This window comes from Mangrovactinospora gilvigrisea (assembly GCF_001879105.1).
Classification (GTDB): Bacteria; Actinomycetota; Actinomycetes; order Streptomycetales; family Streptomycetaceae; genus Mangrovactinospora; species Mangrovactinospora gilvigrisea.
This window is the reverse complement of the sequence record NZ_MLCF01000002.1, coordinates 159,665-182,155: the sequence shown is the minus strand read 5'-3', so window position 1 is coordinate 182,155 and position 22,491 is coordinate 159,665. Positions and strand designations below refer to the sequence as shown.

At 70.4% G+C, this 22,491-nt stretch carries 23 protein-coding genes and 4 pseudogenes; 15 read left to right on the top strand and 12 right to left on the bottom strand.

Translation table 11 applies throughout. The features are described 5' to 3' along the window. Positions 1-89 precede the first annotated feature (89 nt). Complete coding sequence (locus tag BIV57_RS00890) at positions 90-875, bottom strand: LacI family DNA-binding transcriptional regulator (RefSeq protein WP_079169902.1); 786 nt, start codon at positions 873-875, stop codon at positions 90-92. A gap of 92 nt (positions 876-967) precedes the next feature. Beyond that, a pseudogene (locus tag BIV57_RS26705) lies at positions 968-1,123 on the bottom strand (LacI family DNA-binding transcriptional regulator); the annotation flags it as partial. A 705-nt stretch (positions 1,124-1,828) separates the two neighbouring features. Here BIV57_RS26705 and BIV57_RS26700 point away from each other — a divergent pair. The 3 genes and pseudogenes from BIV57_RS26700 to BIV57_RS23760 form a co-directional block, all read left to right on the top strand. Further along, positions 1,829-2,092: pseudogene (locus BIV57_RS26700) on the top strand (trehalase-like domain-containing protein); the annotation flags it as partial. Positions 2,093-2,184: 92 nt separating this feature from the next. After that, the gene (locus tag BIV57_RS26835; protein WP_473234595.1) at positions 2,185-2,394 is read left to right on the top strand and encodes a zinc ribbon domain-containing protein; all 210 of its coding nucleotides are present in this window, start codon (positions 2,185-2,187) and stop codon (positions 2,392-2,394) included. Between the two features lie 634 nt (positions 2,395-3,028). After that, positions 3,029-3,443: pseudogene (locus BIV57_RS23760) on the top strand (transposase); the annotation flags it as partial. A 27-nt stretch (positions 3,444-3,470) separates the two neighbouring features. On the opposite strand, the gene BIV57_RS24430 reads toward BIV57_RS23760, so the two are convergent. Then, entirely contained in the window at positions 3,471-3,740 is a 270-nt protein-coding gene (locus BIV57_RS24430; RefSeq protein WP_139275371.1) for a hypothetical protein, read from the bottom strand. Between the two features lie 198 nt (positions 3,741-3,938). Between BIV57_RS24430 and BIV57_RS00865 the strand changes: the two genes are divergently transcribed. Beyond that, positions 3,939-4,454: a SigE family RNA polymerase sigma factor gene (locus tag BIV57_RS00865; RefSeq protein WP_071654616.1), complete on the top strand. Its 516-nt coding sequence runs from the start codon at positions 3,939-3,941 to the stop codon at positions 4,452-4,454. Next, positions 4,451-4,987 carry a PASTA domain-containing protein gene (locus tag BIV57_RS00860; RefSeq protein ID WP_071654615.1) on the top strand — a complete coding sequence of 179 codons (537 nt, stop codon included), beginning with the start codon at positions 4,451-4,453 and terminating at the stop codon, positions 4,985-4,987. The genes BIV57_RS00865 and BIV57_RS00860 overlap by 4 nt, the downstream gene beginning before the upstream one ends. Positions 4,988-5,237: 250 nt before the next feature. Here BIV57_RS00860 and BIV57_RS00855 read toward each other — a convergent pair whose 3' ends face one another. Together BIV57_RS00855 and BIV57_RS00850 are read right to left on the bottom strand one after the other, a co-directional pair. Next, positions 5,238-5,786: a hypothetical protein gene (locus BIV57_RS00855; protein WP_071654614.1), complete on the bottom strand. Its 549-nt coding sequence runs from the start codon at positions 5,784-5,786 to the stop codon at positions 5,238-5,240. Positions 5,787-6,385: 599 nt separating this feature from the next. Next, positions 6,386-6,772, bottom strand: coding sequence for a hypothetical protein (locus BIV57_RS00850; protein WP_139275369.1), 387 nt, complete (start codon positions 6,770-6,772; stop codon positions 6,386-6,388). Positions 6,773-6,938: 166 nt separating this feature from the next. Between BIV57_RS00850 and BIV57_RS00845 the strand changes: the two are divergent. Together BIV57_RS00845 and BIV57_RS25710 are read left to right on the top strand one after the other, a co-directional pair. After that, positions 6,939-7,161, top strand: a pseudogene (locus tag BIV57_RS00845) (TetR/AcrR family transcriptional regulator); the annotation flags it as partial. 177 nt (positions 7,162-7,338) lie between these two features. Then, positions 7,339-7,794, top strand: a complete 456-nt coding sequence (locus BIV57_RS25710; RefSeq protein ID WP_245797376.1) for a DUF4232 domain-containing protein — start codon at positions 7,339-7,341, stop codon at positions 7,792-7,794. 188 nt (positions 7,795-7,982) lie between these two features. On the opposite strand, the gene BIV57_RS00835 is transcribed toward BIV57_RS25710, so the two are convergent. The 3 genes from BIV57_RS00835 to BIV57_RS23755 all read right to left on the bottom strand — a co-directional run bounded on the left by BIV57_RS00835 (position 7,983) and on the right by BIV57_RS23755 (position 12,071). After that, positions 7,983-9,545 (bottom strand): serine/threonine-protein kinase, encoded by a 1,563-nt coding sequence (locus BIV57_RS00835; protein ID WP_071654612.1) that lies wholly within the window; start codon positions 9,543-9,545, stop codon positions 7,983-7,985. Between the two features lie 238 nt (positions 9,546-9,783). After that, positions 9,784-11,541 carry a serine/threonine-protein kinase gene (locus BIV57_RS00830; protein WP_071654611.1) on the bottom strand — a complete coding sequence of 586 codons (1,758 nt, stop codon included), beginning with the start codon at positions 11,539-11,541 and terminating at the stop codon, positions 9,784-9,786. Positions 11,542-11,819: 278 nt separating this feature from the next. Next, positions 11,820-12,071, bottom strand: a complete 252-nt coding sequence (locus BIV57_RS23755; RefSeq protein WP_071654610.1) for a hypothetical protein — start codon at positions 12,069-12,071, stop codon at positions 11,820-11,822. Positions 12,072-12,236: 165 nt separating this feature from the next. On the opposite strand from BIV57_RS23755, the gene BIV57_RS00820 reads away from it, so the two are divergent. Continuing rightward, complete coding sequence (locus BIV57_RS00820; RefSeq protein WP_079169896.1) at positions 12,237-12,698, top strand: PH domain-containing protein; 462 nt, start codon at positions 12,237-12,239, stop codon at positions 12,696-12,698. A gap of 1,024 nt (positions 12,699-13,722) precedes the next feature. Here BIV57_RS00820 and BIV57_RS00815 read toward each other — a convergent pair. Continuing rightward, positions 13,723-13,947 carry a hypothetical protein gene (locus BIV57_RS00815; RefSeq protein WP_139275367.1) on the bottom strand — a complete coding sequence of 75 codons (225 nt, stop codon included), beginning with the start codon at positions 13,945-13,947 and terminating at the stop codon, positions 13,723-13,725. Between the two features lie 388 nt (positions 13,948-14,335). Here BIV57_RS00815 and BIV57_RS00805 point away from each other — a divergent pair, with 388 nt between their 5' ends. Continuing rightward, positions 14,336-14,680 carry a hypothetical protein gene (locus BIV57_RS00805; RefSeq protein ID WP_071654606.1) on the top strand — a complete coding sequence of 115 codons (345 nt, stop codon included), beginning with the start codon at positions 14,336-14,338 and terminating at the stop codon, positions 14,678-14,680. A gap of 131 nt (positions 14,681-14,811) precedes the next feature. Further along, the gene (locus BIV57_RS00800) at positions 14,812-15,099 is read left to right on the top strand and encodes a carbohydrate-binding module family 14 protein (protein ID WP_071654605.1); all 288 of its coding nucleotides are present in this window, start codon (positions 14,812-14,814) and stop codon (positions 15,097-15,099) included. Between the two features lie 134 nt (positions 15,100-15,233). On the opposite strand, the gene BIV57_RS00795 is transcribed toward BIV57_RS00800, so the two are convergent. Beyond that, on the bottom strand, positions 15,234-15,500 hold the full coding sequence (locus tag BIV57_RS00795; protein ID WP_139275365.1) for a hypothetical protein: 267 nt from the start codon (positions 15,498-15,500) through the stop codon (positions 15,234-15,236). 112 nt (positions 15,501-15,612) lie between these two features. After that, a complete protein-coding gene (locus tag BIV57_RS00790; protein WP_071654603.1) occupies positions 15,613-16,194 on the bottom strand; it encodes an ANTAR domain-containing protein in 582 nt (193 codons plus the stop codon). A gap of 367 nt (positions 16,195-16,561) precedes the next feature. Here BIV57_RS00790 and BIV57_RS00785 point away from each other — a divergent pair, with 367 nt between their 5' ends. The 3 genes from BIV57_RS00785 (at position 16,562) to BIV57_RS00775 (ending at position 20,777) form a co-directional block, all read left to right on the top strand. Beyond that, positions 16,562-17,239: a GAF and ANTAR domain-containing protein gene (locus BIV57_RS00785; RefSeq protein WP_175548621.1), complete on the top strand. Its 678-nt coding sequence runs from the start codon at positions 16,562-16,564 to the stop codon at positions 17,237-17,239. A 308-nt stretch (positions 17,240-17,547) separates the two neighbouring features. Beyond that, on the top strand, positions 17,548-19,146 hold the full coding sequence (locus BIV57_RS00780) for an ISL3 family transposase (protein WP_175548620.1): 1,599 nt from the start codon (positions 17,548-17,550) through the stop codon (positions 19,144-19,146). A gap of 1,289 nt (positions 19,147-20,435) precedes the next feature. Continuing rightward, positions 20,436-20,777, top strand: a complete 342-nt coding sequence (locus BIV57_RS00775) for a hypothetical protein (protein WP_071654601.1) — start codon at positions 20,436-20,438, stop codon at positions 20,775-20,777. A 14-nt stretch (positions 20,778-20,791) separates the two neighbouring features. Here the strand turns inward: BIV57_RS00775 and BIV57_RS00770 are convergent, their stop codons facing one another. After that, positions 20,792-21,115 (bottom strand): hypothetical protein, encoded by a 324-nt coding sequence (locus tag BIV57_RS00770; protein ID WP_071654600.1) that lies wholly within the window; start codon positions 21,113-21,115, stop codon positions 20,792-20,794. Between the two features lie 118 nt (positions 21,116-21,233). On the opposite strand from BIV57_RS00770, the gene BIV57_RS00765 reads away from it, so the two are divergent. Continuing rightward, entirely contained in the window at positions 21,234-21,431 is a 198-nt protein-coding gene (locus BIV57_RS00765; protein ID WP_071654599.1) for a hypothetical protein, read from the top strand. Positions 21,432-21,681: 250 nt separating this feature from the next. Beyond that, complete coding sequence (locus BIV57_RS00760) at positions 21,682-21,930, top strand: hypothetical protein (RefSeq protein WP_139275363.1); 249 nt, start codon at positions 21,682-21,684, stop codon at positions 21,928-21,930. Positions 21,931-22,491 lie beyond the last annotated feature (561 nt).

The following is a 22,491-nucleotide window of genomic DNA, read 5'->3' as shown; positions in this document are numbered from 1 at the left end:
CGCACGGTCCCATGAACAGGCTGAGTGGATCTGCGGCACGAAGGGCAGCCCGGACCGGTGTGCCGTGCACGTCGGCGGGGGCGCCTGCGTCAGGTCGTTTCCCGCGCAATGATGCGGTACTCGGTGGTGACCGAGTGGACTGCGGCGTGGGGGCCGTCAGCCAGGCGGTCGCGCAGCAGGCGGAGTGCGCTGCGGCCTGCTTCGAACAGCGGCTGGTGGACGGTGGTCAGGCCGAGCGGGTCGGCGAACGGCACATCGTCGAAGCCGACTACGGCCAGGGCGTCGGGCACGGCAACACGGCGTTCGCGCGCGGCCTTGAGGACTCCGGCGGCCAGCACGTCGTCGTAGGCGAAGACGGCGGTGGGCGGCTCGTCCAGGCCGAGGAGTTGGTCGGCCGCCGTCCGGCCGCCCTCCACCGAATGGGTCGCGCTGAGTCGGCGTGCCGCGGGGAGGTCGAGGCCCGCTGCTGCCAGTCCTTCACAGAATCCGGCCAGGCGCTCCCGTCCTTGCATGGCCAACGGCGGCGTTGCGTCGTCGCCGGCGGAGGGGGCCTCGCTGATCCAGGCCAGGCGCCGGTGCCCGTGCGCGAGCAGGTAGTCGGCGACCAGGCGGCCGCCGGATCGGGCGTCGGCCGTGACGGAGGAGAAGCCGCCCCTGCAGGTGCCGACGAGCACTGTCGGCACCTGGTCGTGCAGCAGTCGGTTGGCGAAGCGGTCGCTGAGTGCGACGCCCATCACCACCAGGGCGTCGACCCGCTGGGTGAGCGGGAGGCTGTCGATGAGGTGGTGGCGCAGTGCTGCGGACTCCACGTCGAAGACGGCGATCTCCATCTGCTGCTCGGCTGCGGCCGACAGCACGCCGCGCAGGCGCTCCATGAAGGAGGGGTAGGAGGTGAAGGGGCGACGACGCCGACCCGGTGGGTGCTGCGGCGTGCCCGGGAGGCCGCCTCCGCCTTGGGGAGGTATCCCAGGTCGTCGACGGCGGTGAGGATGGCGCGCAAGGTGGCGGGGCGGACCCGGTTGGGTGTGTTCAGGGCGAGGGAGACGGTGGAGATGCTGAAGCCGGCCCGCTTGGCCACGTCGTAGATGCTGGCGCCGCCGCGCCTCGACGCCCGCTCTGCCATTGCCTACCTGCCCTCTGCGTCTGTTCGGATGCCGCCTGCGGGCCCGCGGTGAGTGTAGCCGCTGCCGATTCTCTTCGCCGTGCCTGTGACCTGCAACGTTCACTCTATCGAAGAGCTTCGATTGAAGCATTGACAGGACAAGGATACGGATCTTAGCGTTCCGCTCGGGCCTATACGCACCCTCCCCCCGGCCGATGGGCGCCTCACGCTGCCCCGGCCGCGCAACTGCCTTGCCGAGACCTGCTTCTGGAGATTCACCGGTGGCCCCTTCCCCTGTTCCTGCCGACCTTCGGCGCGCTCTGGCCGAGGTCGCCGCGGCCCCGCGGCTTTTGGTGCGCTGCGAGCTCCCCGCCACGCCCGAGATCACCGCCGCACTGGGCGCGCTGGAGGAGCTGGCCGCGACGGCCGCCTCCACCCTGATGGGCGTCCCGGCTCCCGCCGACGAGCGGATCGCGGCCCTGGCGGCAGCCCGACGCCGCACGGAAGCAACCGCCGTGCTGTATCTGGGCGGCGACCAGGACGCCGAGAAGCCCTTCGCCCAACTGGGACCGGCCGACCTGGGGGGTGCACGTCGGCACCGGATTCAGCGTCGCTGGTCTGCAGGTCCGCGACACGCCTGCGGCCGCCGCCGCGCTGCGGCTGCTGCGCGCCGAGCGGGACCTGCACCTTCGCGGCGTGCCCGCGGCCCCGATCGAGCAGCACGCCATGCTCGCCGACGAGCACAGCGTCGCACTGCTGGCCCCGGACGCCCGCCTGGTCTGGCTCTGCCATCCGCAGCCGGACTCCCCCGCGCTGTTCGCCGATCTGCTCGGCGGGGCGCGCGCCGGGCACTTCTCCATACGCCCCATCGGCGCCCAGCCGGTCCCCGTCCAGCGTTATCTGGGCGAGACGATGACGGTGGAGACCGCCTGGCCCGGCCTTGCGGTGACGGACTACCTGGAGCCCGGCGCCGGGCCCGGTCGTACCCATCTGGTGCGGGTCATCGAGGCGCGCGAGCCGGCCGTGCTCGAGTTCGCCCCGCGGCCCGACTCGCCTACAAGGCGGAACGCGCCGGGTTGCCGGTGGTGTACGTCGATCCGGCATACACCAGCCAGGAATGCTCACAGTGCCATCACATCGACCGGAAGAACCGGCCGACGCAAGCCAGGTTTACGTGCCGGTCCTGCGGGATCGTGCTGCACGCGGATCTCAACGGCTCCCGCACCATCGCCGCTCGCGGCGCTGTCGTGTGGAACGCGGGGCGGCAGTCATCCGTCCCAGAAACCCCCTGACCGGGGTGACCGGACGCGGGAGACCACGCGGCAGCCAGCCGCGCTCTACTCGCAAGCTCGGCCGTTCACAGCCGAGAAGTTGACGTTTGCCACAACCAGCGCGCACAGCCGCTCAAGGCCGGGGGTGTCGAGATCACCGCCGGCCTCGATGAGAATCCAGGTGGGATCGCCAAGGCCGGGACGGGGGCAGGCAGGCGCATCGTGGGCCGCCTCGGTGTGGGGAGCGGGTGCTGCTCAGTGTGGCGCACTTGACGGGCACGCATGTCCAGTTCGATCACTCGTCAGCCGGTGTTCGCAAGGCCCTTGTCGGCCGGGCCGGCGGCGCCATCACCGTTCGGCGCGATCGCGGCGAGGCGGGCCGCGGGTTGTTGGCGACTGACATGGCGTCAGGGTGTGGCGAGGTTGACGCCGTTGTCGGATGCACCAAGGACAGCAGTGGATTGGGCCTTGGCATTGGTGTCGCCCGCACGTTCGATCTCGGGCGTGGCGGGGTCGGCCGCCGCTGCGCGCATGGGTTCGCAACGAGTGATCACTCCGGTCTGGCGTGCCGGGCCGACCTCCGAGGGCGCCGGGCGGCTTGCCGCGGAGGACGTCTGCTCGTGCCGTGGGCGTCGCAAGGCCATCCCCCTATCCCATGCGGGGCCGTCCCAGCGACCTGTCCGACGCCCGCTGGGCCCTGATCGAACCCATCCTGACCGCCTGGCGGGCCGAGTGCCGCCGCCACGCCCTGGACGTCGGACGTCCACCCAAGCACGACCTGCGCGAGATCCTCAGTGCCATCCTCTACCTCAACCGCACCGGCATGCAGTGGCGCTACCTCCCCCACGACTTCCCGCCCTGGGAGACCGTCTACAGACCCCTTCGCCAAGTGGGAGAAGGACGGCATCTTCACCCAGGTCAGCAGCCTCCTGCACAGACGCCTGCGCCAGCAGGAGGGCCGAACAGCCGAGCCGACCGCGTGCATCGTCGACGCCCAGAGCGTCAAGACCGCCACCACCGTCCCGGCCGCCAGCCAGGGCACGGACGCCGGCAAGAAGATCGTCGGCCGTTATCTTGAGCCCGTACCAGCGTGTCCTTCATGTGCGTGAAGCACTGACGAGAGCGCCATGCGGCAGTTCCCCCTCGCCGGTCGCCTCGAGCGACATGTCGTCAGGCCCGAGCGTGCGCCGAAGCCGCACGCGCTCACCCTGCTCGCGCCGGCCGGTGGCTCCTGGTTCGGCGACGTCTGCGGAGTCGAGGAGGATGACAACGATGCCATTGCGCGGGACACAGCGGACGGCCCGATGCTGACGGCTCTGCTGATTCTCTGCCAGTGCCGGGTGGCGCAGCCCGTACAGCGCACGCATCGCACACCTCCGTTAGCCCATTGAGCCCCTCCTCGGCCAATCGCCGAGTCACGCCCCGTGGTGATGGGAAGCGAACGGCACCCGCGCCACCTCTGAGACCCACGTCACATGTCTGGCGTCGGTGCAGCATATGCCCATATCGACGCAGTCGAAGCGGATGAGACATCCAACTACCGACCGACGGGAACGGGGCGACGAGTGGAAGACAGTTCCCCTGCCGGCTTCGACGGCTTCGTGGTACAGCACTCCGCGGCGCTGTTCCGCACGGCCTATGTCCTGACTGGCAATCAGCACGCGGCCGAGGACCTCCTGCAGGAGACTCTGGTGCGGGTGTGCCGACACTGGCGCAAGGTGCGGCGGGCCGATGCGCCCGAGGCGTACGCGCGGCGCATCGTGGTGAACCTGGCCAACGACCGATGGCGCCGCCTGGTGCGCACGGCCGAGACCGGAGATCTCGCCGAGATCGAACGAAGGCCCGATCCGAGGGATGCCTACGGCGCGGTTGATCTGCGCGCCGAACTCATCCAGGCCTTGCACCGCCTGCCGATGGGCATGCGCACCGTCGTCGTCCTGCACTTCCTGCACGACATGGACGACGCGCAGATCGCCCAGATGCTGGGAATCTCGGCGAGCGCCGTGCGCTCGCAGCTGGCGCGGGGCCTGGAAAAGCTCCGCGCGACCCTGCCGTCCTCCCTTCCGGAAGGTGCGCAATGACCGAGCAGAACCCCATGTTCGAGAACCACACCGACGGTTACAACCACCACGAGGTGCGCGCCGCTGTGAACCAGTTCGCCAATCGGACCCCAGCCCCCAGCGTCGACCCCTCGCGCATTCGTCGCGCCGCCCGCCGCCGCAGTGCCGGCCGCGCTGGGATCGCGGCGGCCGCGGTGGCCCTGATCGCGTCGGGATCCGCCCTGGCCTGGGCAGGAGCCGACCGCACCGAGCGGCCCGCTCCCGCGGCCGCCACCGTGGCGAGTACCCGCCCCTCGCAACCGGCCCTCGATGCGAAGCCGTCGGCGACGACCGCAGGCCCCCAGCACGGCAGCACCGTCACGCTTCCGCCGCTGCGCAACCAGCTCCGGGCGGACGCCGAGCACCAACTGGACAAGCTGGGCCTGCGCCACACCGTCTCCGACGGCAGCGACCGCAACGTTGCGGCCGGCCGCGTCATCAGCAGCTATCCGCGCCCGGGAACCGCGATCCGCCCCGGCACCACAATCCACCTAGTGGTCAGCTCCCGCGGCTGAGGAGGCGGTTGCCACCCCGAGGCCCGGCCCGCAGGGGCGACGGGGACGAGCGGCGCTCCGCGGCCATCACCCGGACGCTTCGGGGGAGCGCGCCGATGCCCGTGGGCCCTCACCCTGCCACCGACCACCGTCTGGGCGGGATCCACGGACTAGATACCGGCCGGAGGCCGATTCATCGCGGGCGCCTCGCCGATCCTGGTGAGCCAGGATGACCGAGTCTGATTGGGGGCTTGGAGCCCGCCGGGACGTCCTACCACCAGCTTTCCCTGCTGCACGAGGAGGTCCGCATGGTGCCACACGTCCAAGCCCAGCCATGGGTCGTGAAGGCCGCGGCCTCCTGCCGATCCAGGCTCCAGCGCACCACCCGGCCGCAGTCGCGGCAGCGTTCCAGCAGGATGTTGCGGTCGAGCGCGCCGTCGCAGCGGCCGGTCTCCCTGACGACCTTGATGCGCGTGTGCGTGCACGTCACCCCGGCCGCGTCCGCCTCGGCCCGGTAGCCGCGATCCCACCAGGAGGAGTTGGGGCCGAAGTTGGAGCGGTGTCCCGACTCGGCATCGCTCATCGGGTACCAGCAGCGCAGCCGTCCGCCCAGACGGACCCACAGCCGCCACTCGTCGCCGCATACCGGGCAGCACCAGCCGACCCCGCTGGCGAAGCGGCCGATCGAATGCTCCCATCCCAGTCGGGCGCGGTACTCGCCGAGTCCTGCGTAGCGCTCCCGCCATGGCAGGAGGCTGTAGGCGCGAGGCCGCCCGTAGTTGGTGCAGACGTGGCCCCACCACCTGCTCGCCCTGGTCACGGCCCGACCGCCCCTCCTGCTAACGGCGCGACGCACACCCTGCTCGGCGGCGCCAGCCCTGCCTACCCGCGTCCATATCGGGCACCAAGCATCCTCGGCAAGCCATGGTAGGGACGCGTGCCGGAAGGAGATCCGGCCGGACACGCGAGAAGCAGTCTCCGCTGCCCTGGTGGGGATCCATTGCTGGCCAGACTGGGCGGACAGGACGGTGCGAAGCCGGGCTCCTCACGTGCTCCCGGCCAGGGCCGTAACCTTCGGCCCGAAGCCGACGACAGAGCCAACTCCCCGCAGCCGATGGATGCGCGGTGGCCTGCCACCAGCCGCAGACCGCCGTCCACGCCTACCTCAAGGAGTATCCGGGTCGGTCCTCGGCTTGGACAGAGGCGGACAACGCTGGCCGCCTGCAGGCGAAGGAGCTGCAGGAGGTCCGCGACGCTCCCGGGCAGGCCGACTACGACCGGCAGAGTCGCATCAAGGACACGGCCCCCGGGGTGCACAAGGCGGGGCTGCGGCCGCGATTTCTCCTGCTGAGACCTCCTGGAGTATGCGAGTGCCGCCGAGGGGCCGGGGCGGGGCCCCGCTCCGGCCCCTCGGGGGTGTCAGCACACCCGGACGTTGTCAGCGTTGCCGACACTGGCGCTGATGTAGCCGGGCGGCCTGCCGGTGAAGTAGGCCGGCCGGGTCCCCAGGGTCTTGCCTCCGGAGTAGTAGGTGGAGTGCACGTTGCCGATCTGGTTGCTCTTCACCCAGGTGATCACGCCTCCCTCCCAGGGACGAACCACCTCGCACTTGCTGTACGGGCCGAACCAGACGTAGTAACCGTCCCCGTAGTTGACGTGGAGGCACAGGGTGCCGGCCGGCGGTGTCTTGCTCCCCTCGCACTGGGCGGTGGAAGCCTGCGCCTGGGAAGCGGCGCCGATGCCGATCAGGCTGATCGCCATGGCCCCCGTCGCCGCCGCTGCCGCGGTGCGTTTGCCCAACCTCATGGAACGACCCCCTTGTGTGAGCACCGATGTGACGACTGCAGGATCACCGGGGGCGTTGGGAGTCGCCAAGAGCATTGCGTCTGAGAGAAAACATGCTGGTGCTTGTCCAAAGGGCCACCGTGTACAGCGCACCTCGGTTCGCGTGACGGAGACTAGGGTGACGGCCATGGCGAGACGCGGCCCGTATCGCAAGGGCGAGGCAAAAGCGAGCACAGATCCTCCAGACCGCGCTCGAGGTGTTCGCCGAGGAGGGGTATCGTGGCACGTCGCTGCGCAAGGTCGCTGCCCGCTGCGATCTGAGTCTGCCAGGGCTGATGCACTACTTCGATTCCAAAGAGGATCTGCTCACCCGGGTACTGGAGGCGCGCGACGAGGCCGAACGGGCGCGGCATCCCGACTACCGCCTCAACGAGGATGCTGCGGCCACGCTGCGGGGCGGTGCCGGCGACAGCAGCGGCAAAACCAGCAACGGCACCGGCGGTGGCAGCACATCAGGCCGTCCCAGCGGTGGTTCCACTGGCGGGACGGGAAAGAGTAACGGGAATGGGTCCTCCACCGGCGCCGGGGTGGCCAACGGCGGCGCCCGCGCTTTTGGCGGCGCCGGCGGCTGCCAGTGGCGCACCGGCTGGTCCACCGCCAGTGGTGACGCCCCGGACACGAAGCAGCCCCAGACCATCGCCTCGCTGAAGTTCACCAATATCGGCAGCAGATCCTGCACCGTGCGCGGCTTCCCGGGCGTGGACCTGGTCGGCGGCAAGGGCACCTGGTCGCTGGGCCGCTCGACCCAGAAAGTGGAGGCCGTCACCGTCCAGCGCGGAGCCAGCACCTACTCCCCGGTCTACCTCGCCCCCGCGAAGGACGGCACCGCTCAGAACTTCCCCGTCTCCTCGGTGCGCGTTACGCCGCCGAACGCCACCCGGACCGCCATCCTCTCCTGGCCCTGGAAGAGTGATCTCATCGGCGGCAAGAGTGCCCCGTACGGCACCTACCTCGACCCCATCGGCCTCCACTTCGGCGGCTGACCCACCGCCCAGCCTCTGCCTGATGGCGACAAGGCGAAGAATCACGTCACTCCGAAGTCGCGCGTGACACCCCGAACCGGGCAACGACACCGTCTGCGCAGCGCCGCCGACCACCACTCCTGGCCGTATCTCCAACGGCCGCTGGGCGCAGAGAGTGCCGATGCGGTGTCATAGCCCAACTCGGCTGGCTATGACGTGAGTTGAGGAATCCTCAGGCCGGCGATCACCTTGTCGAAGATCGCTTTGGGTGCATCGCCGTTGACGAAGTCCTCCGTGCCGCTGACGCTGACGGTGATCTCGTACTCCGTCTTGCTGTCCTTGCTGAGTACCGCGAACTGGATGATGCGGTGGTCTGTGCCCCTGGTCTGATTCTTACTGCGGAACGTGTAGTCCAGGACGCTCGCGGTCTGGCCGTGGAAGGGCACCTTGTAGTCCAGTGAATAGTGCTCCTTGGTGTAGACCATGTCGCTGAAACTGCTGGAGTCGTAGCTCTGGAGCGTGCTGTCGGCCGCATCGCCCGACGACTTGTCGCTGGTCTGGTCGTCGTAGGCGGCGGAAATCCTGGTGGTCGGATCGGATTGCTTCTTGTGGGGCGCAGGGGAGTCCCAGAACAGGGATTGCGCCGAGCCGCTGGTGTCCGACGATTGCCGGTAGCCGGACGGCGTCGGGATGGTCATCTTCACCGCCGCCTCGTCGTTCGACACCCAGGTGGACGGCACCCCGGAGGGGCCGGCCCACGGGTCGGCGACGGCCAGCGCCGCCCCGGCGATCACCAGCAGCGCCAGGCCCGCCCCGATGAGGCGGTTGCGGGGGCGCCGGTGCCAGGCCTTCGGCGGCGCGGCGGGCGGCACCGGGCCGCCGGTGTCCAGGCGGGTGCCGCCCGGGCCGACGGGCGGCACGGCCCCGGGCGGCGGGGTGAGCTGCGGGGCGGGCGGCGGCTCGGCGACGTGCTTGAGCCCGGCGAGCACCGCGCCCACCTCGGGCCGCGCGGCCGGGTCCTTCTGCAGCAGCGCGGTGATGAGCGGGGCGAGTTCGCCCGCCCGGGCCGGCGGCGGCGGGGTCTCGTCCCGCACCGCCAGCATGGTGGTCATCGAGTTGGAGCGGCGGAACGGCGACCAGCCCTCGACGCTCTGGTAGAGCAGCACGCCCAGCGACCACAGGTCGGACGGCGGGCCGGGGCGCAGGCCGTTGACGCGCTCCGGGGCGACGTACTCCGGCGAGCCGGCCACCGCTCCGGTCTCGGTCATCGGCGCCTCGCCCTCCACCTGGGCGATGCCGAAGTCGGTGAGGACGACGCGGCCGTCGTCGGCGAGCAGCACATTGCCGGGCTTGATGTCCCGGTGCAGCACCCCGTTGGCATGCACGGCGCGCAGCGCCTCGGCGACGGCCGCGCCGATCCGGGCGGCCTCGCGGGGCGAGAGCGTCCCCTCGTCCAGGACGTCGGCGAGCGAGCGGCCCCGCACCAGCTCCATCACCAGCCACGGCCGGCCGTCGTGGATCACCACGTCGTGCAGCGTCACCACATGCGGGTTGGCGACGCCGGCCGCGGCGCGCGCCTCGCGCAGCATCCGCTCGAAGAACCGGGTGCGCTGATCGGGCGTCAGGTTCTCGGGCAGCCGCGGCTCCTTGACGGCCACATCGCGGCGGACCGTCTCGTCGACGGCCCGCCAGATGGTGCCCATGCCCCCGTGGCCGAGCCGCTCCAACAGCCGGTACCGGCCGCCGATCAGCGGACCGTCCTGATCGGTCACGTGTCTGCCCCCGTCGCTCCTCGTCGTGGTGCGGACCGCAACGGCCCGTTCGCATGATTCGATTGATCAGTAAAGCGAAGGGTCCGGCGCCGGGGCAGCCCGCGTGGGGCTTTGTTGCTGAGTCGTCGACAACGGCCTTGGGGTGCGGCTGCCTCCTGCCGGTCGCTCTGCAGCTCTGGCCTGCATCCGCGTGCGCGTGCAGGGGGCGTGCTTGCACTTCCCTCAGTTGTGACGGCACTCAGGAGCTCCAGCGCCGGGCGGTCGTTGCGAAGTCACTCAATGCGTCTCCGCCGTCCTGCTTGTTGACGTTGTTGATCCACAAGAGCACCAGAGACTTGTCGGACAGTTCGATGCACACGCCCGTGTTCTTCTTCAGTAGGTTGCCTGTCTTGATCGACGCGATAGTCACAGGGTTGGGCAGGCTTCCGGATCGGGCCGCGGCCCGGCATTCGCCCTCGGATACGTTCTTGTCCGTCACCGTCCCCCAACTGCCCCGATTGTCCAGGAGCTTCAGCCCGCTGGTCGGCCCCAGGCCGCCGCCGTCGCCAATCGACCCCTGTGCGTCACCGTTGGAGCAGTCGGTGTAGCGAAGCGCGTACTGTGCAGGAACCTTGTCATCCGAAGCGTCGGCCTGTCCCGTGTAGGACTTGAGCTTGTGGAGATCGACGTAGACCGTCCCCGTCGACGGGGACATGCTGACTTCGCAGCGGCCGTCGATCGTTCCCGACTCGATACTGAATGTCGGCGCACTGATGCCCAGCGGAGTCCCGTCCGACGCCATGCTGCTTCCAGCCAGCAGCGAGTTGACGAGCAGAGCCAGGCATGCCCCCACCACACACGCCCCAAGACCCATGGCCATCAGGCGGCCGCGCGAAAACCTCCCGCGCACGCCGCCATCATCCTTGCCATGCGCATGGTCGCCACCCCCACGGCGACTGGGCGCAGGCGGTCGTCCTTCCGGACCGCCGCTATCGCTGCTCTCGTCGGCCGGGTCGACTTCGGTTGCCGCGGTAGTACGCGGCCGTGCCACCGGCGGCTCCGGCCTCGACTGCAGCGTATGCGGATGCGATCCCGTTGGCGGGCTCGACGGTGGCAGAGGCGGTGTTCCCTCAAGCATCTGCGTCGCCTCGGAGGCGAGAGTTCGGGGGAGCCACCACCCTTCCTCCCGCACCAGGTCCGTGCCTTCGGCCTCTGCCAGCTGACGACAGGCCTCGATGATGCCCCCAAGCTCGGGCCGCTGGTCGGGATCCTTGGCAAGGCATCGCTTGATCACAGGCTGCACCGTGCGCGGGCAGCCCGTGAGGTCCGGCTCCTGCGTCACGATGCGGTAGAGCAGTGCGTGTCCGTCCCCCTCGCCAAATGGATGCCGTCCCGTCGCCGCGAAATACGCGACGAGTCCGAGCGCGAAGATGTCGAGTGCAGGGCCCACGGCAGTTCCCTCGGCCTGTTCAGGCGACATGTACGCCGGGGTCCCCACTCGCACGTCGGTCCCTGTCAACGCCGTCGTGTCTCCCGCGCGTGCGATCCCGAAGTCGATCACTCGCGGGCCATCAGAGGCCAGCAAGACGTTTGACGGCTTCAGGTCGCGATGGACGACGCCGGCGGAGTGGATGGACTGCAAGGCCTCGGCGACGCCGGCCATCAGCGTCAACACGGTGAGCAGTGGCAGCGGCCCGTGCTCGCACACAGCATCCGCCAGTGGCGGACCGGGCACGTAGGCACTGGCCAACCAGGGCTGATCCCCCTCGGTGTTGCTGTCCAAAACCGTTGCCGTGTACGACCCTTGGACACGGCGAGCCGCTTGGACCTCACGCGCAAAACGACGCCGGAATTCCGCGTTCTCCGCGAACTCGCGGCGGATCACCTTCAGCGCCAGAGGCTGACCGCCTCGGGTGTGGGAGAGGTACACCGTGCCCATGCCACCGCTCCCGAGCCGCCCCCGTAACCGGTACCCGGAGATCTCGTGCGGATCGTTCGGTCGCAGCGACTCGACCACGGTGATGCGCCCCCATGCGATTCACGTCGTACTCGACAGGCGGCAACAGTAGCGATGAGTCACCCTAAGGAGGAACCGAGTTGATGCCACATCCGTGTCACAACCAGGTCAGCGGGACACACTGACTGGCCCTACCGGCCGGTGTCCGCCGTGTTCGACCTCCCGAGGGTCAGCCTCGCGTCAGAGAGACCAAGCGGGAAAGCGCTCCTGTCTCAACCACCGTTCGCCTGCCGCAGCGGTGCGCCGGGGACTGCCCTACAACGACTCGGTACGCACCACTACCGCCGAAAGACCGCCGCCAGGCGGCGTGCCCGGGCGCGGCCGGCCGTAGCGGTGCGGGATGTGGCGTCGGGCCATCGGGTGGCGAGCGTCAAGTACTTGGTGCCGACCAGGCGCCCACCGCTGGCCATGCCGCCGGCCCAATCGTCGCCCAGGTCGAAGTGCCGCATGATGTGGGCCTGGGCGAGGAAGATCCAGTTCGCCCAGTCTGCGGCCGGCATCGGGTCGAACCAGATGACGATCTCAGGCACGCCCAGGACGAGGACCGCAGCCGGGGACCGGCCCGGTCGCTGCCTCGCGCACAGACCCCCCGGTCGATGCGGGGCCCGCGGGCGCGGGGGCCCGTGGGCGACGGCCCGTACGGAGTGTGTGCCACGGGCGGTGACGGCGGCTACAGGTCGCTCTAACATCGGCCGGTGGCCAGTCAGCGGATTGCATTCACCCGGCGCCAGCGGAGGCGCACCGAGATTCCGGTCGGCATTGCCACTGTCGTGGTGTGCGGGGGGCCGTGGTTCCTGAACTGGGTCCTGGGCGCGTTCTTGACGGTGCTGTGGGTGGCGTGCGTGCTGTGCGTGTACGTTCCGGACCTCTACGGCACCACGGAGCTGACCGAGCAGGGGCTGCGGCTGCGCACGCCGTATCGGCGGCGGCTGATCCGCTGGGCGGAGGTGACCGGGATCGTGGAGCAGGAGAGCGACGGCAAGGGCGGGATCCGCAAGGTGGTTGTGGCCCAGCGGGTCGACCGCAAGCCGGTCGTGCTGCCAGCCACCCGGTCCTTTCAGTCCGACCGTGCGCGATGGGAGGACTTCGACCGCCGCTTCCGCGACATCTACATCTACTGGTACCAAAACGGCCGGGGCGCACGCCCGCCCGCATGACGGACGCGGGCAGGGACACGAAATCCGCTGCCCGGACATGATGGTGTTCCCCGGAGCGAGACAGGGCCGGGCACGAGGTCGCGGGCCTTCCGGCCGCCGGTCGTCTGCGCCCGCGCTCGCGGCGCGTGGCCCCGGCCGGGTTCCCCTGCCCGGCCGGGGCCGCTGGACAGCCCCCGCCGACGGCGTCCAGCCGGCCGGGGCGAGGAGCACAGGCCCCGGCGGGAGCCGCTTCGGTCGGGAGAACCGGCCGAAGTGGCGGCAATGCCCCCAGGAGGGCCGCCCGCTCGAGTTCGGTGGGCCGACGCTGCCGGAGGAGAAAGGAGAGCCTCGCCCCGGGGTGTGAGCCGACCGGAGCCCGGTCGACCCCTCGAGGTACGAGGGACTGCAGGTGTCGACGGTGCCGCAGGGATATCCAGTACCGTCCAGTGGCTGAATCGTAGTCAGATCCTCCCAGGCGCTGGAAGAGACACGACTCCGCGGATTGGTGCACAGGCACCGGCAGCGCAGTGCGGCCCATGTCCGGAACATGCGGCCCACGGTGCGCGCGGGCGGCATTCAAGCCCACCCTGGAACGGGGCAGCCCTCCCGGACCTCAAGCCACGGCCCTGTCTACCGGGGCTGCCCGCATGGAGCCCCGGAACCGACATCCGCACCGCCTGAGCCGGCGGCGGCGCCGCGGCTCCCAGCCGGGGACCACCGCGTGAGGCCGCAGCCGCGCTCATGCCGGGGCATCGCCTGGCCGATAGCTCCGTTCTCCACGGAACCTCACGCCGCGCCGCGCCAGCGGCCCTGCACAGGGCGCGACTGCCAACCAGACCCGCCGCATCCTGCCGACGACCCACCCGCAACGGCCGGCCTCACCCGCAGGGAGAGGCGAAGCCCTGTCCGGCCGCGCGGCGACCGGCACAGCCCTGGTGACGGAGCGTCAGGACCACGTCGTGTCCCAGCGGTGCTTCTGGAAGCGGCCGCGCCCGGAGCGGTTGCAGGGAACCCAAGCGATCGCAGCGGGCCGGATGCCCGGTTGCTAGCTATCGGGTACGTCGATCGTCATGTGGATGCGCAGTCCCCCGGGGATGGGCTCGATGTAGCGGGCGGTCTGATGGCCGGCTGCGGCGCGCAGCCAAGCGGAGACCGCTGCGGCACGCTCCGGCGGGCCAGTGATGGTCACTTGCACGGCGTCGGCGTCGGCGTCCGCGTCGGGCGGGGCGTCGTCGCCGCGCATTGCCGCATCCAGATCGATCAGGTCCACGCACGGCCCAACGCGGCAGACCCCTGGCAGGTCACGCGGAGGGCTCCGGCCAGCGACGGCGGCGGCAAGGGACTTCGGAACGGCGCCGCATGGTCAGCAAGGTCCTGGACTGGGTTATGTCGTGCAGCGTCGTGGGGCGGGAGAGCGGCCGGCAGGACACCGCGGACACCGCGGGAGGCCGTCAGTTCACCACCGGAGGGTCCGGAGCCGGCGTGGTGGCCCGTCCACCTCAGCAGGTGCAGGTTGCGCCGTGCGAGCATGTCCCGGTCCTGGCCGCTGCGGTCGGGCCCCAGGTGCTGTCCGTTGATCTACGGCACGGTCACCGCTGACGGTTGATGCGGTGCAGGCTCTGGCCGTTCGGTGCGCGCGGCGAGGAGGATGACCGGGCATGGAGGAACTCAACCCGGCGCCCGATCAGGTGCGCTACCGCGTGGAGATCGCCGATGCGCACGCCTGCCATCGGCTGGTACCGCTGTACGCCCACCTCGAGAACGCGCTGGCACGGTGCGAGCATGATCTGCGCCGCGCCTATCCGGGGCCGGCGGCGGACTGGGAGATCCGGTGGGTTCCCGACCGGGACAGCTCACCCAGTTGCTGGAGGATGGATGTGTGCACGCCCCTGTTGGGGAGGCGGTTCGTGGCCGTCGGCTATTGGGTGACGGCCGTCGGCTCCGAACTGGAGGGCGTCCCCAAGCCACTGACTGTCCCCGCTGCAGGCGGCATCGGGCCGTAGCGCCCGGGCGGCCTCCTCGCTGCCGGTGCGGCTGAGCTGGTCTCGTTGCCGGGCGACTGCGGTGGCGGGCGACACGCCCTCGTCAGGGTGATCGCAGGCCGCAGGAGGGTATTGCCGCTATCCGTAGACTCATGATCATCAAGAGGGTTAGGGCCACCGCGGCACTGCTGTCGCTGCTGATGGCTCCCGCAACGGCCCACGCCGCCGTCCCCGCCGCGCCGCCGTCCGCCGCACCCGCGTTCGCCTGCCCCGCACCGGACGGGATGTTCACCGACCCGCAGGATCCATCTGGCTTCTACCAGTGCAGCAACAACATCGCCTACCGCAAGCAGTGCCCGGCCAACCTGGAATGGAGCCAGGCCGAGCAGCGGTGCGAGTGGCCGATCATCGCCAACGCCGACTCCGCGCTGCAGGGCTGACGCCGGCGCTGCACCGCGAGCGCTGCGACGGCAACGACAACCCCACGTGCTGTTGAGTGCCCGCACCGACCGCTCACCGAACGCCGTCAGGCCGCCCCCGTGCAGATGGCCACGGCACCGGTCGGCGACGATGCTCAGGGACGGTACACGCCCTCCCGCACGAGCGCGGCCGCCCGCTCCAGGCGAGCGGCCGACGTCTGCAGAAGCATCGCCGCGGCATCGCTGCGGGCGGCGCTCGCCAGGTGGTGGGAGGCAGCCACTTCAAGCTGGACCAGCAGGTCGCCGTTGGACGACGCTGCGCGCTGGATCCGCAACCGGGTGAGATCGGCGCGGGCGCGTTCGTGCGCGGCGCGCTGCCGCGCCAGCTGTGCCCAGTGCCGGGCTCGCATCGAAGGGACCACACCACCAAAGTAGGGATCTTGACGTGGCGCGGGGTACGGCCCAACGACCCGCCTTCGCGCCCACACGTCCCGAGCGCCTGCGGCGCGGAGGGCTGTGCTGTCCCCTGCTGCGCTACGCGGAGGTGTCGGGCAGGTGAAGGCCGTCCAAGACGGCCTGGGAAACGTCGCCGATCTTCTGCTGGTGGGAGCGGGCGTGATTGCGCAGCACGGTGAAGGCCTGGGCGGTGGTGACGCCGAGGCGTTCGCTGAGAACGCCCTTGGCCTGCTCGATGCGGATGCGGGAGTACAGGGCGCGCTGCAGCTGCCGGCACCGCTCCTCGCTCTTGTCCAGCAGGAGCCGATGGGACAGACCGGCTGCAGCCGCCCCCGCCAGCAGCTCGGCAGCCTGCAGCCGGGCCGGATCCGTGGCGAGCGGCGCAGCGCCGAGCACCGTGACGGAGCCGACCGTCAGACCGCGGCGGACCAGGGGAAGCGACAGCGTGGTGCTGTAGCCCAGCAGCCGTGCTTGGCGGCTCCACCTGGGCCAGCGCACCCGGGCCGGCGGATCGGCCACCGAAGTCTCGGGCTGCGTGCGGCCAGCACGCAGGCAGTCCATACCCGGGCCGCGGGCGCTGGCGGTCTCCAGGACGGCCAGCTCGGTCGCGGCGGCGTTGGTGCCCACCGCCGCGGGCGGCGCGGCCGCGCTGGTGATCAACAGGCCCGTGGCAGAGCGGGCCGTGAGGCAGGCAGTCAGATGTCTGCAGGCGCCTCGAAGGTGCTGAAGCGGCTCATCGCCAGAGTCGGCCAACTCCAGGACGATTTCGGCAAGAGACGGAAACGCGGAGTCAGTTGATCGACGGGTGTGGTCGGGCACGGCAGAGGCCCCCATACTCCGGAACGAAGCGGGCAGACGCGGACCCAATGGCAGGTCCGGCCTTCGGCGCGGAGGTAGTTAGCAGTCCGCCGCGGGGGCCGGGCGGCGGATCGAACTTCCCTGAGGGGATTGAGAGGCGCGCGCCGGCACGGTATCCACCGCGTGAGGGCACGCCTCCATCATGCCGGACTGTCAAGGGGGTGGAACGATGCGTACTCCTTCACGTTCCCTGGCCGGACTGCTTGCCGACCTTGCCCACGGACCCGGGGGCCTGGCCGGACTCGGCCAGATCGACGACGCACAGATGCGGGCCGTGGGCGAAGCGGATGCGCTGGCCTTCTCGCTGTATGCCGGGGGCCGGCCCGAGGCGGTGTGGTGGACCCGGCCCGACCACGGCGCACTGGACCTGGAGGATGCCCAGTACGTGGTGGGGGAGGGACCGACTGTGGAGGCGGCCGAAACGGGCCGGCCGGTACTGGTGCCCGACATCTGCCACATGCCGCAGCGCCGCTGGCCGCTGCTGCTGGCCGATCCGGATGTCGGCACGAAGCTGCGCGCGCTGATCGCGCTGCCGGTGCACGTGGAAGGCGAACCCGTCGGGGTGCTGGCCGCCTACCGGCGCGTGCCCGATCTGCCATCCCGGGAGGCGATCCGGGCTTTGAAGGCGATCGCGCGGGAGATCGGTTCGCTGCTTGAGCGCGCCCCGTTGGAGGTGCCAATGTTGCATCGGGCGGTGGTCCATCAGGCGGCCGGCGTGCTCGCCGACGCGTGCGGTCTGGGACTAGAGGAGGCGGCCGACCAGCTGCTCGCCCAGATCTTCGCCGCCCGCCTCGGGCTGATCGACGGCTCCCGCCGGATCCTTCGCCAGTTGAGAGCGCAACACTGACGCACCACGACGAACCTGCGGCCGCTTGCCTGCCGGCCGTTCCCTAGCGCGTGCGCCTGGGTCCGTCGTGATCTGGGGCCGTGCGCCGAGTCCCCGCGCCGCTTGGGGGGTTGACGGCGCGGGGACTCTCATCGGAGGACATAAGGGCGGGTACCCGCAAGCCGCCGTCGACTGCAGGCGAATCCGGCTTCCCTACTCCGGAGCCCTACCACTGATAGGGATCGTTGAATCTGGTTCTGACCGCAGTTCCGTGAATGCCCAGGTCGGAGGCGGCATGCAGGAACGTTCCCCTGCGGGACATCCTGCGCATGGGGGTCGAATCGCTCGCTGATGTTCTGTTCTCCGGTATCGATGTGCGGTTGACGCGCATCACCGAGACCGTCGAGGGCCTCCTCGTCGAAGCGGCGGCATGCGGGCCGCCGCCACGTTGCCCGGGGTGTAACTCGCAGGCGTCGCGGGTGCACTCCGCCTACGAGCGGGGCTTGGCCGGACTGCCGGTGAACGGGCGGGCCCTGACTGTCCGATTGCGGGTCCGGCGATTCTTCTGCGACCGCGGCCGGTGCCCGAGGCGGACATTCGTCGAGCAGGTCGACCAACTGAGCGAACGGTACCGCCGCTCCAGCCTGGGACTGAAGCAATGGCAGCATGCGGTGGCGGTCGAACTGGGAGGCCGTCCGGGCCAACGGCTGTGCCGGCGCCTGCGGTTGACGGCGGGCCGAACGCGGCTGCTGGGCCTGCTCACCGAGCCGGCCGTACCCGAGCAGGCGCCGCGGGTACTCGGCGTCGACGACTTCGCCTTCCGCAGAGGCAAGCGCTACGGCACCGTGCTGGTCGACGTCGAATCCGGCCGCGTTGTCGACGTCCTGCCCGACCGCGAGGCCGCCACCTTCGCCGCCTGGCTCACCGCGCATCCCGGCGCCGAGGTCATCTGCCGGGACCGCGCCACCGCCTACAGCAAAGCGATCAAGGAAGCAGCGCCGGACGCCCTGGAGGTCGCAGACCGCTGGCACCTGCTGCAAAACCTCGGCGTGGCCGTGGAGAAGACCTGTCATCAGCACCGCTCGTGCCTGCGAAAACATACCGAGGGGGAGGCTGCCGTTCCCCTGGCGGCGGCCATCACGGTCACCGAGCTTCCACCCTCTGCCCCGCCCCGCACCCAGATCGTTGAGCGGACCCGGCAGCGCCACGCTGACGTCCGGAGCCTCGTGGACACCGGCTGGACCATCAGTGCCATCGCACGCCGGCTCCACCTGGACCGCAAGACCGTGCGCCGCTTCCGCGACACCGACCTCGACATTCTCCTGGCCTCCGCCCACGAGCGCCGTCCCACCGGCGTCCTTAGCCCCTTCAAGGCCTACGCCACTGCGCGCTTCACCGACACCGGCGGAAGCGTCACCGCGACCCAAGTCCTCGCCGAGATCCGCGCCAAGGGCTATCGCGGCAGCGTCCAAGCCATCCGCAAGCACTTCGCCGCCCTACGCGACGGCACCGCCGAACCCGTCCGCGCCGACATCCCCAGCCCAAGGAAGATCACCTCGTGGATCATGTGCCGCAGGGAAGACCTCAGCGCGAAGGACGACAAACGACTGCTCCAGGTCCGGACCGCCTGCCCCGACATCAACCGCGTCTGCGACCTCGCCCGCACCTTCCACGACCTGCTCGCCCACCGCCGCGGACACCTGCTGATCGACTGGATACGCCAGACTGAGCAAGAGGCTCCCGCGCCCGTGCGCGGCTTCGGCGGCTTCCTCCGCCAGGACCTGGCCGCCGTCACCGCAGGCCTAACCCTGGACTGGAGCTCCGGCGTCGTCGAGGGCAACGTGAACCGAGTGAAAACGATCAAGAGAAGCATGTACAACCGGGCGTCCTTCCGGCTTCTCCGGATACGCATCCTCACCCGACCATGAGCGTCACGGAACTGCGGTCAGAACCAAATCCGGAGATCCCCATCACCACGGAACACCTGGCGTGCTGACAGTTGCCGGTGAGGGCGCCGGTCGAGGATGTTCCCGTGCGCCCCCATGATTCCGGCGTGCACCGCGGGAACAATTTCCCTCAGGGGCAAGGGTGTTGCTCGATGACGCCGGCCTCCCGCTACTATCAGCGATGCTCGGCGCTGTTCTGCTGAGGGGTGGCAGGGCCGGCGTCCGGGGGGAGGCGGCCCTGCCACACGGCTGTGCGGCCATCTTGCTCGAAGCCTGTGCCGACGGCCGAGCGCGTTGGGCAGTACCCGCGGCGAGGCGGCCAGATGAGCGGCTGCCGCCGGCGAGGCCCAGGTCGTTCGAACCAGACCGTGGAGGCCGTCATCCTCCATCCCGAAGCCAGCACCAACTCCCCGATCTGCCTCGCCTGCCACCGGCGGCGCCCGACCTGTCCGGTCGCCCCGGTGCGCGTTGTGCCGCCGAACGGCGGGCCGTCCCCGACGGGGCGTCGGCCGGCGACGCTCCCCAAGGTCCGGCATCGGCCTCGCTCGGCCGGACGATCGCGCTGCATGGTGGGCGGTCGCAGCCCTTGAGGGTAGGGCGGGCCGCGACCGCACCGTGCAGGGGCCGGGTGGGGGTACGAGCGCCGACTTCCACCCGGCCCTGGCATACGGCGGCGGGAGAGTCATCGCCCAAAACCGCATGCACCCCGTCAACGTCGGCTGCAGGGGGCTGGATACGGCCGGGCACCCGAACCGGTGCGAGCCCGGGTGGCAGGCTGACCCTCGGCCGATGATGATCTAGAAGGATCATGGGGCCGAAGCCGCTCGGACCGCAGCCGGGGACCGAGAACAGAGACCTCTCTGCCCGGGGACGAGGATGCTGCGCCGACCCGACTCGTGCCCCCGGACGCCGCAGTACCTGTGACGGACCGCCACGTTGCATCGGTTGAAGCGGCCCGTCCGGCACGGGCTGTGGCGTAGCGTCGGCCGAGGAGCCCCGGTCCGGCACCCGCAACCCGGACCGGGGCATCCGCGCTGCGAACGCGAGATTGGGCAAACCGCCCGCAACAGCAGCGGATCGCCCGGGAGACTGGGGCGCATGAAGCAGGCCGACAGCAGGATCGTGATCGCGTTAGTCGGCGCGGCGATGACGCCGTCCGCCACCCCGTCGCACGCACCGGCATGGAAGGCCCTGGAAGCCCTGCTGGCTGAGCAACTCGGCGCCGACCGCGACGACGGCGGCCCCGGCGGGTCGAATGCCCCGGGCGGGGCGTGGCGCTGGCCGCAGCGGCGACCACCGCGGTGCTGGCCGACGCCAAGGACCTCGACGATCCCCAGAAGGTGGTTGACGCGCTCTACCACCCCGACGGCGGACTCGACATCGGGGCGGCGCGCGCCGTCCTTGAGGATCTGCTGGACGGGCCGGACGAGGTCGCGGCGCGCCGCCGGTTGGCAGCCCTGCGCATCCGCGACGTGCCCGGGCTCCTGGCCACGGTGGCCGGGCTGGCCGCCTGCACCGGCCTGGTGGTGCACCTGCTGGCGGCCACCGGCCCGCACGACGGCCCGCAGGTCCTCCTTGAGCTGGAGCGGATGCTGCGGCACGGCCCCTTCTGACCCCCGAACGCCTCCTACACGGCTCCGGGGATGAGCTCGCCGAGGAGGTTCGCGGTCAGGTGCACGGCGATCAGGGACCCGGCCTCGGGCTTCACCTGAAGTGCGTACTGGCTGACGTCACCGCCGTCCAGGGGCAAGTCGGCGCAGCGCAGGACCAGATGCTTGCCGTGGAAGCGGTTGCCCTTGTCGGCGGGGGCGAACCGGTGGACCGCCTCAAGATCCTGGTAGCTCACGGTGCGCAGGTCGGGCTGCCCGTACCAGGTCGGGTCGTCGGTGGTGCGGAAGGCATAGGCGACCGTCGGTGGGGGTGCGGCGCCGTTGCCGGTGGGGTTGCTCATGGCCTCGATGCTTCTGCCATCGACCTCGGGATGCAAGGCGCACCGGCGCTACCTTGGGCGCAGTGTTCGCGGTCCGGCTGGACATGCGCGCCCCTCGGAACAGGCGCATTCTGGCGGTATGGCGACGCCGATCATCGTCCACCCGCCCGACGAGCACGGGAGCCGCCGGGTGGATGTCACCGGCATCCACGTCGGCCGCGCCTTCGGCCGCCAGGATGTCGAGGAGTTCGCCCGCCGGTCCGGCTTTGAAAACCTCGACATCACCGATCCGCGGATGGTGGAGTGGCGCGGCGGCGGACCCGAAGCGTGGGGCTGAGACGGACCAATCCTGGACCACCTGCCCATCTTGGGAAGGCGCCTGCGGGGATCAGAGCAGAGAACCATCCGGCGGCGAGCATGGGCTGGCACTCAACCGGATTCCCGCTTCCGGCACATGGCGCCACGGCCCGCGCCGAAGCCGCACTGGCGATGAGATCGTGAAGATGCACCTGACGTTCGCACATGCCAGTACGCGTGGTGCGTGAGCGGGCAGTGTCCTATCCGGATACGACTGCGTTGGAGCTGATGTGAACCGTATCGATCTATCAGCGGCCGCGTGCGCTGACCGTCCGCCGAACCCAGACGCCGTCCACGTGATGGTCACCGGGCCGGCGGAACAGGCCGTGTTGGTCGCAGCGCGGATCAGTGCGGCGCTCACCCCACACACGTCCCGCTACGTGGAGAACATCCCCGGCGGCCTGCGGTTCTTCCTGGAAGTCGATCTGACCGACACGCGGTCGGCCCCGTCTTCGGGCGACCACCGTCCGTCGGTGTGAAACACCACCGCGGTGGTGTCCGCGTCGGTCTCGTCCCGGCCGCGGCGGCAAGGCGCTTCCGTGGCGCAGAGCGTGCCGCGGTGAAGGGAGGTGACTGCACTCGGTGGATCCGTCGACTGGACGGCCAAGCGTCTGAAGGCTTGCCCGGGCTTTGAGGCCACGTCGGCCTCGGTGTAGCCAGCGGCCGCGGAGTCCGCCCGACCGGCGCAAGGACCGTTGCGGGCTGTGATCGCCAGGAGCGGTGGTCGTGTTGCCGGTGCGGCCGGCCTCGGCGGGCGTCTCCTGCGAATGCACCTCTGCAACGGGCCGGTGGCGCTTCGGATGTCCCGTCGCGGCGAGGAGGTGAGGGAACACTCCTGCAGGCGGGTCTGGTCCCGGATGCCTCGTGTCCCTGAATGTGGGCCCCGGCCCGACAACGGACTCGCCGGCCACACTCGTGGCCGCAGCCGGTGTACGGGACGGGGCTGTCACGGGTGCACGCGGTGATGACCAGGGCGCCGTCGACACCGGCGACCGAATCGATGATCATGGGTCCCACCTGCCGAAGCAACAAGACGAGCA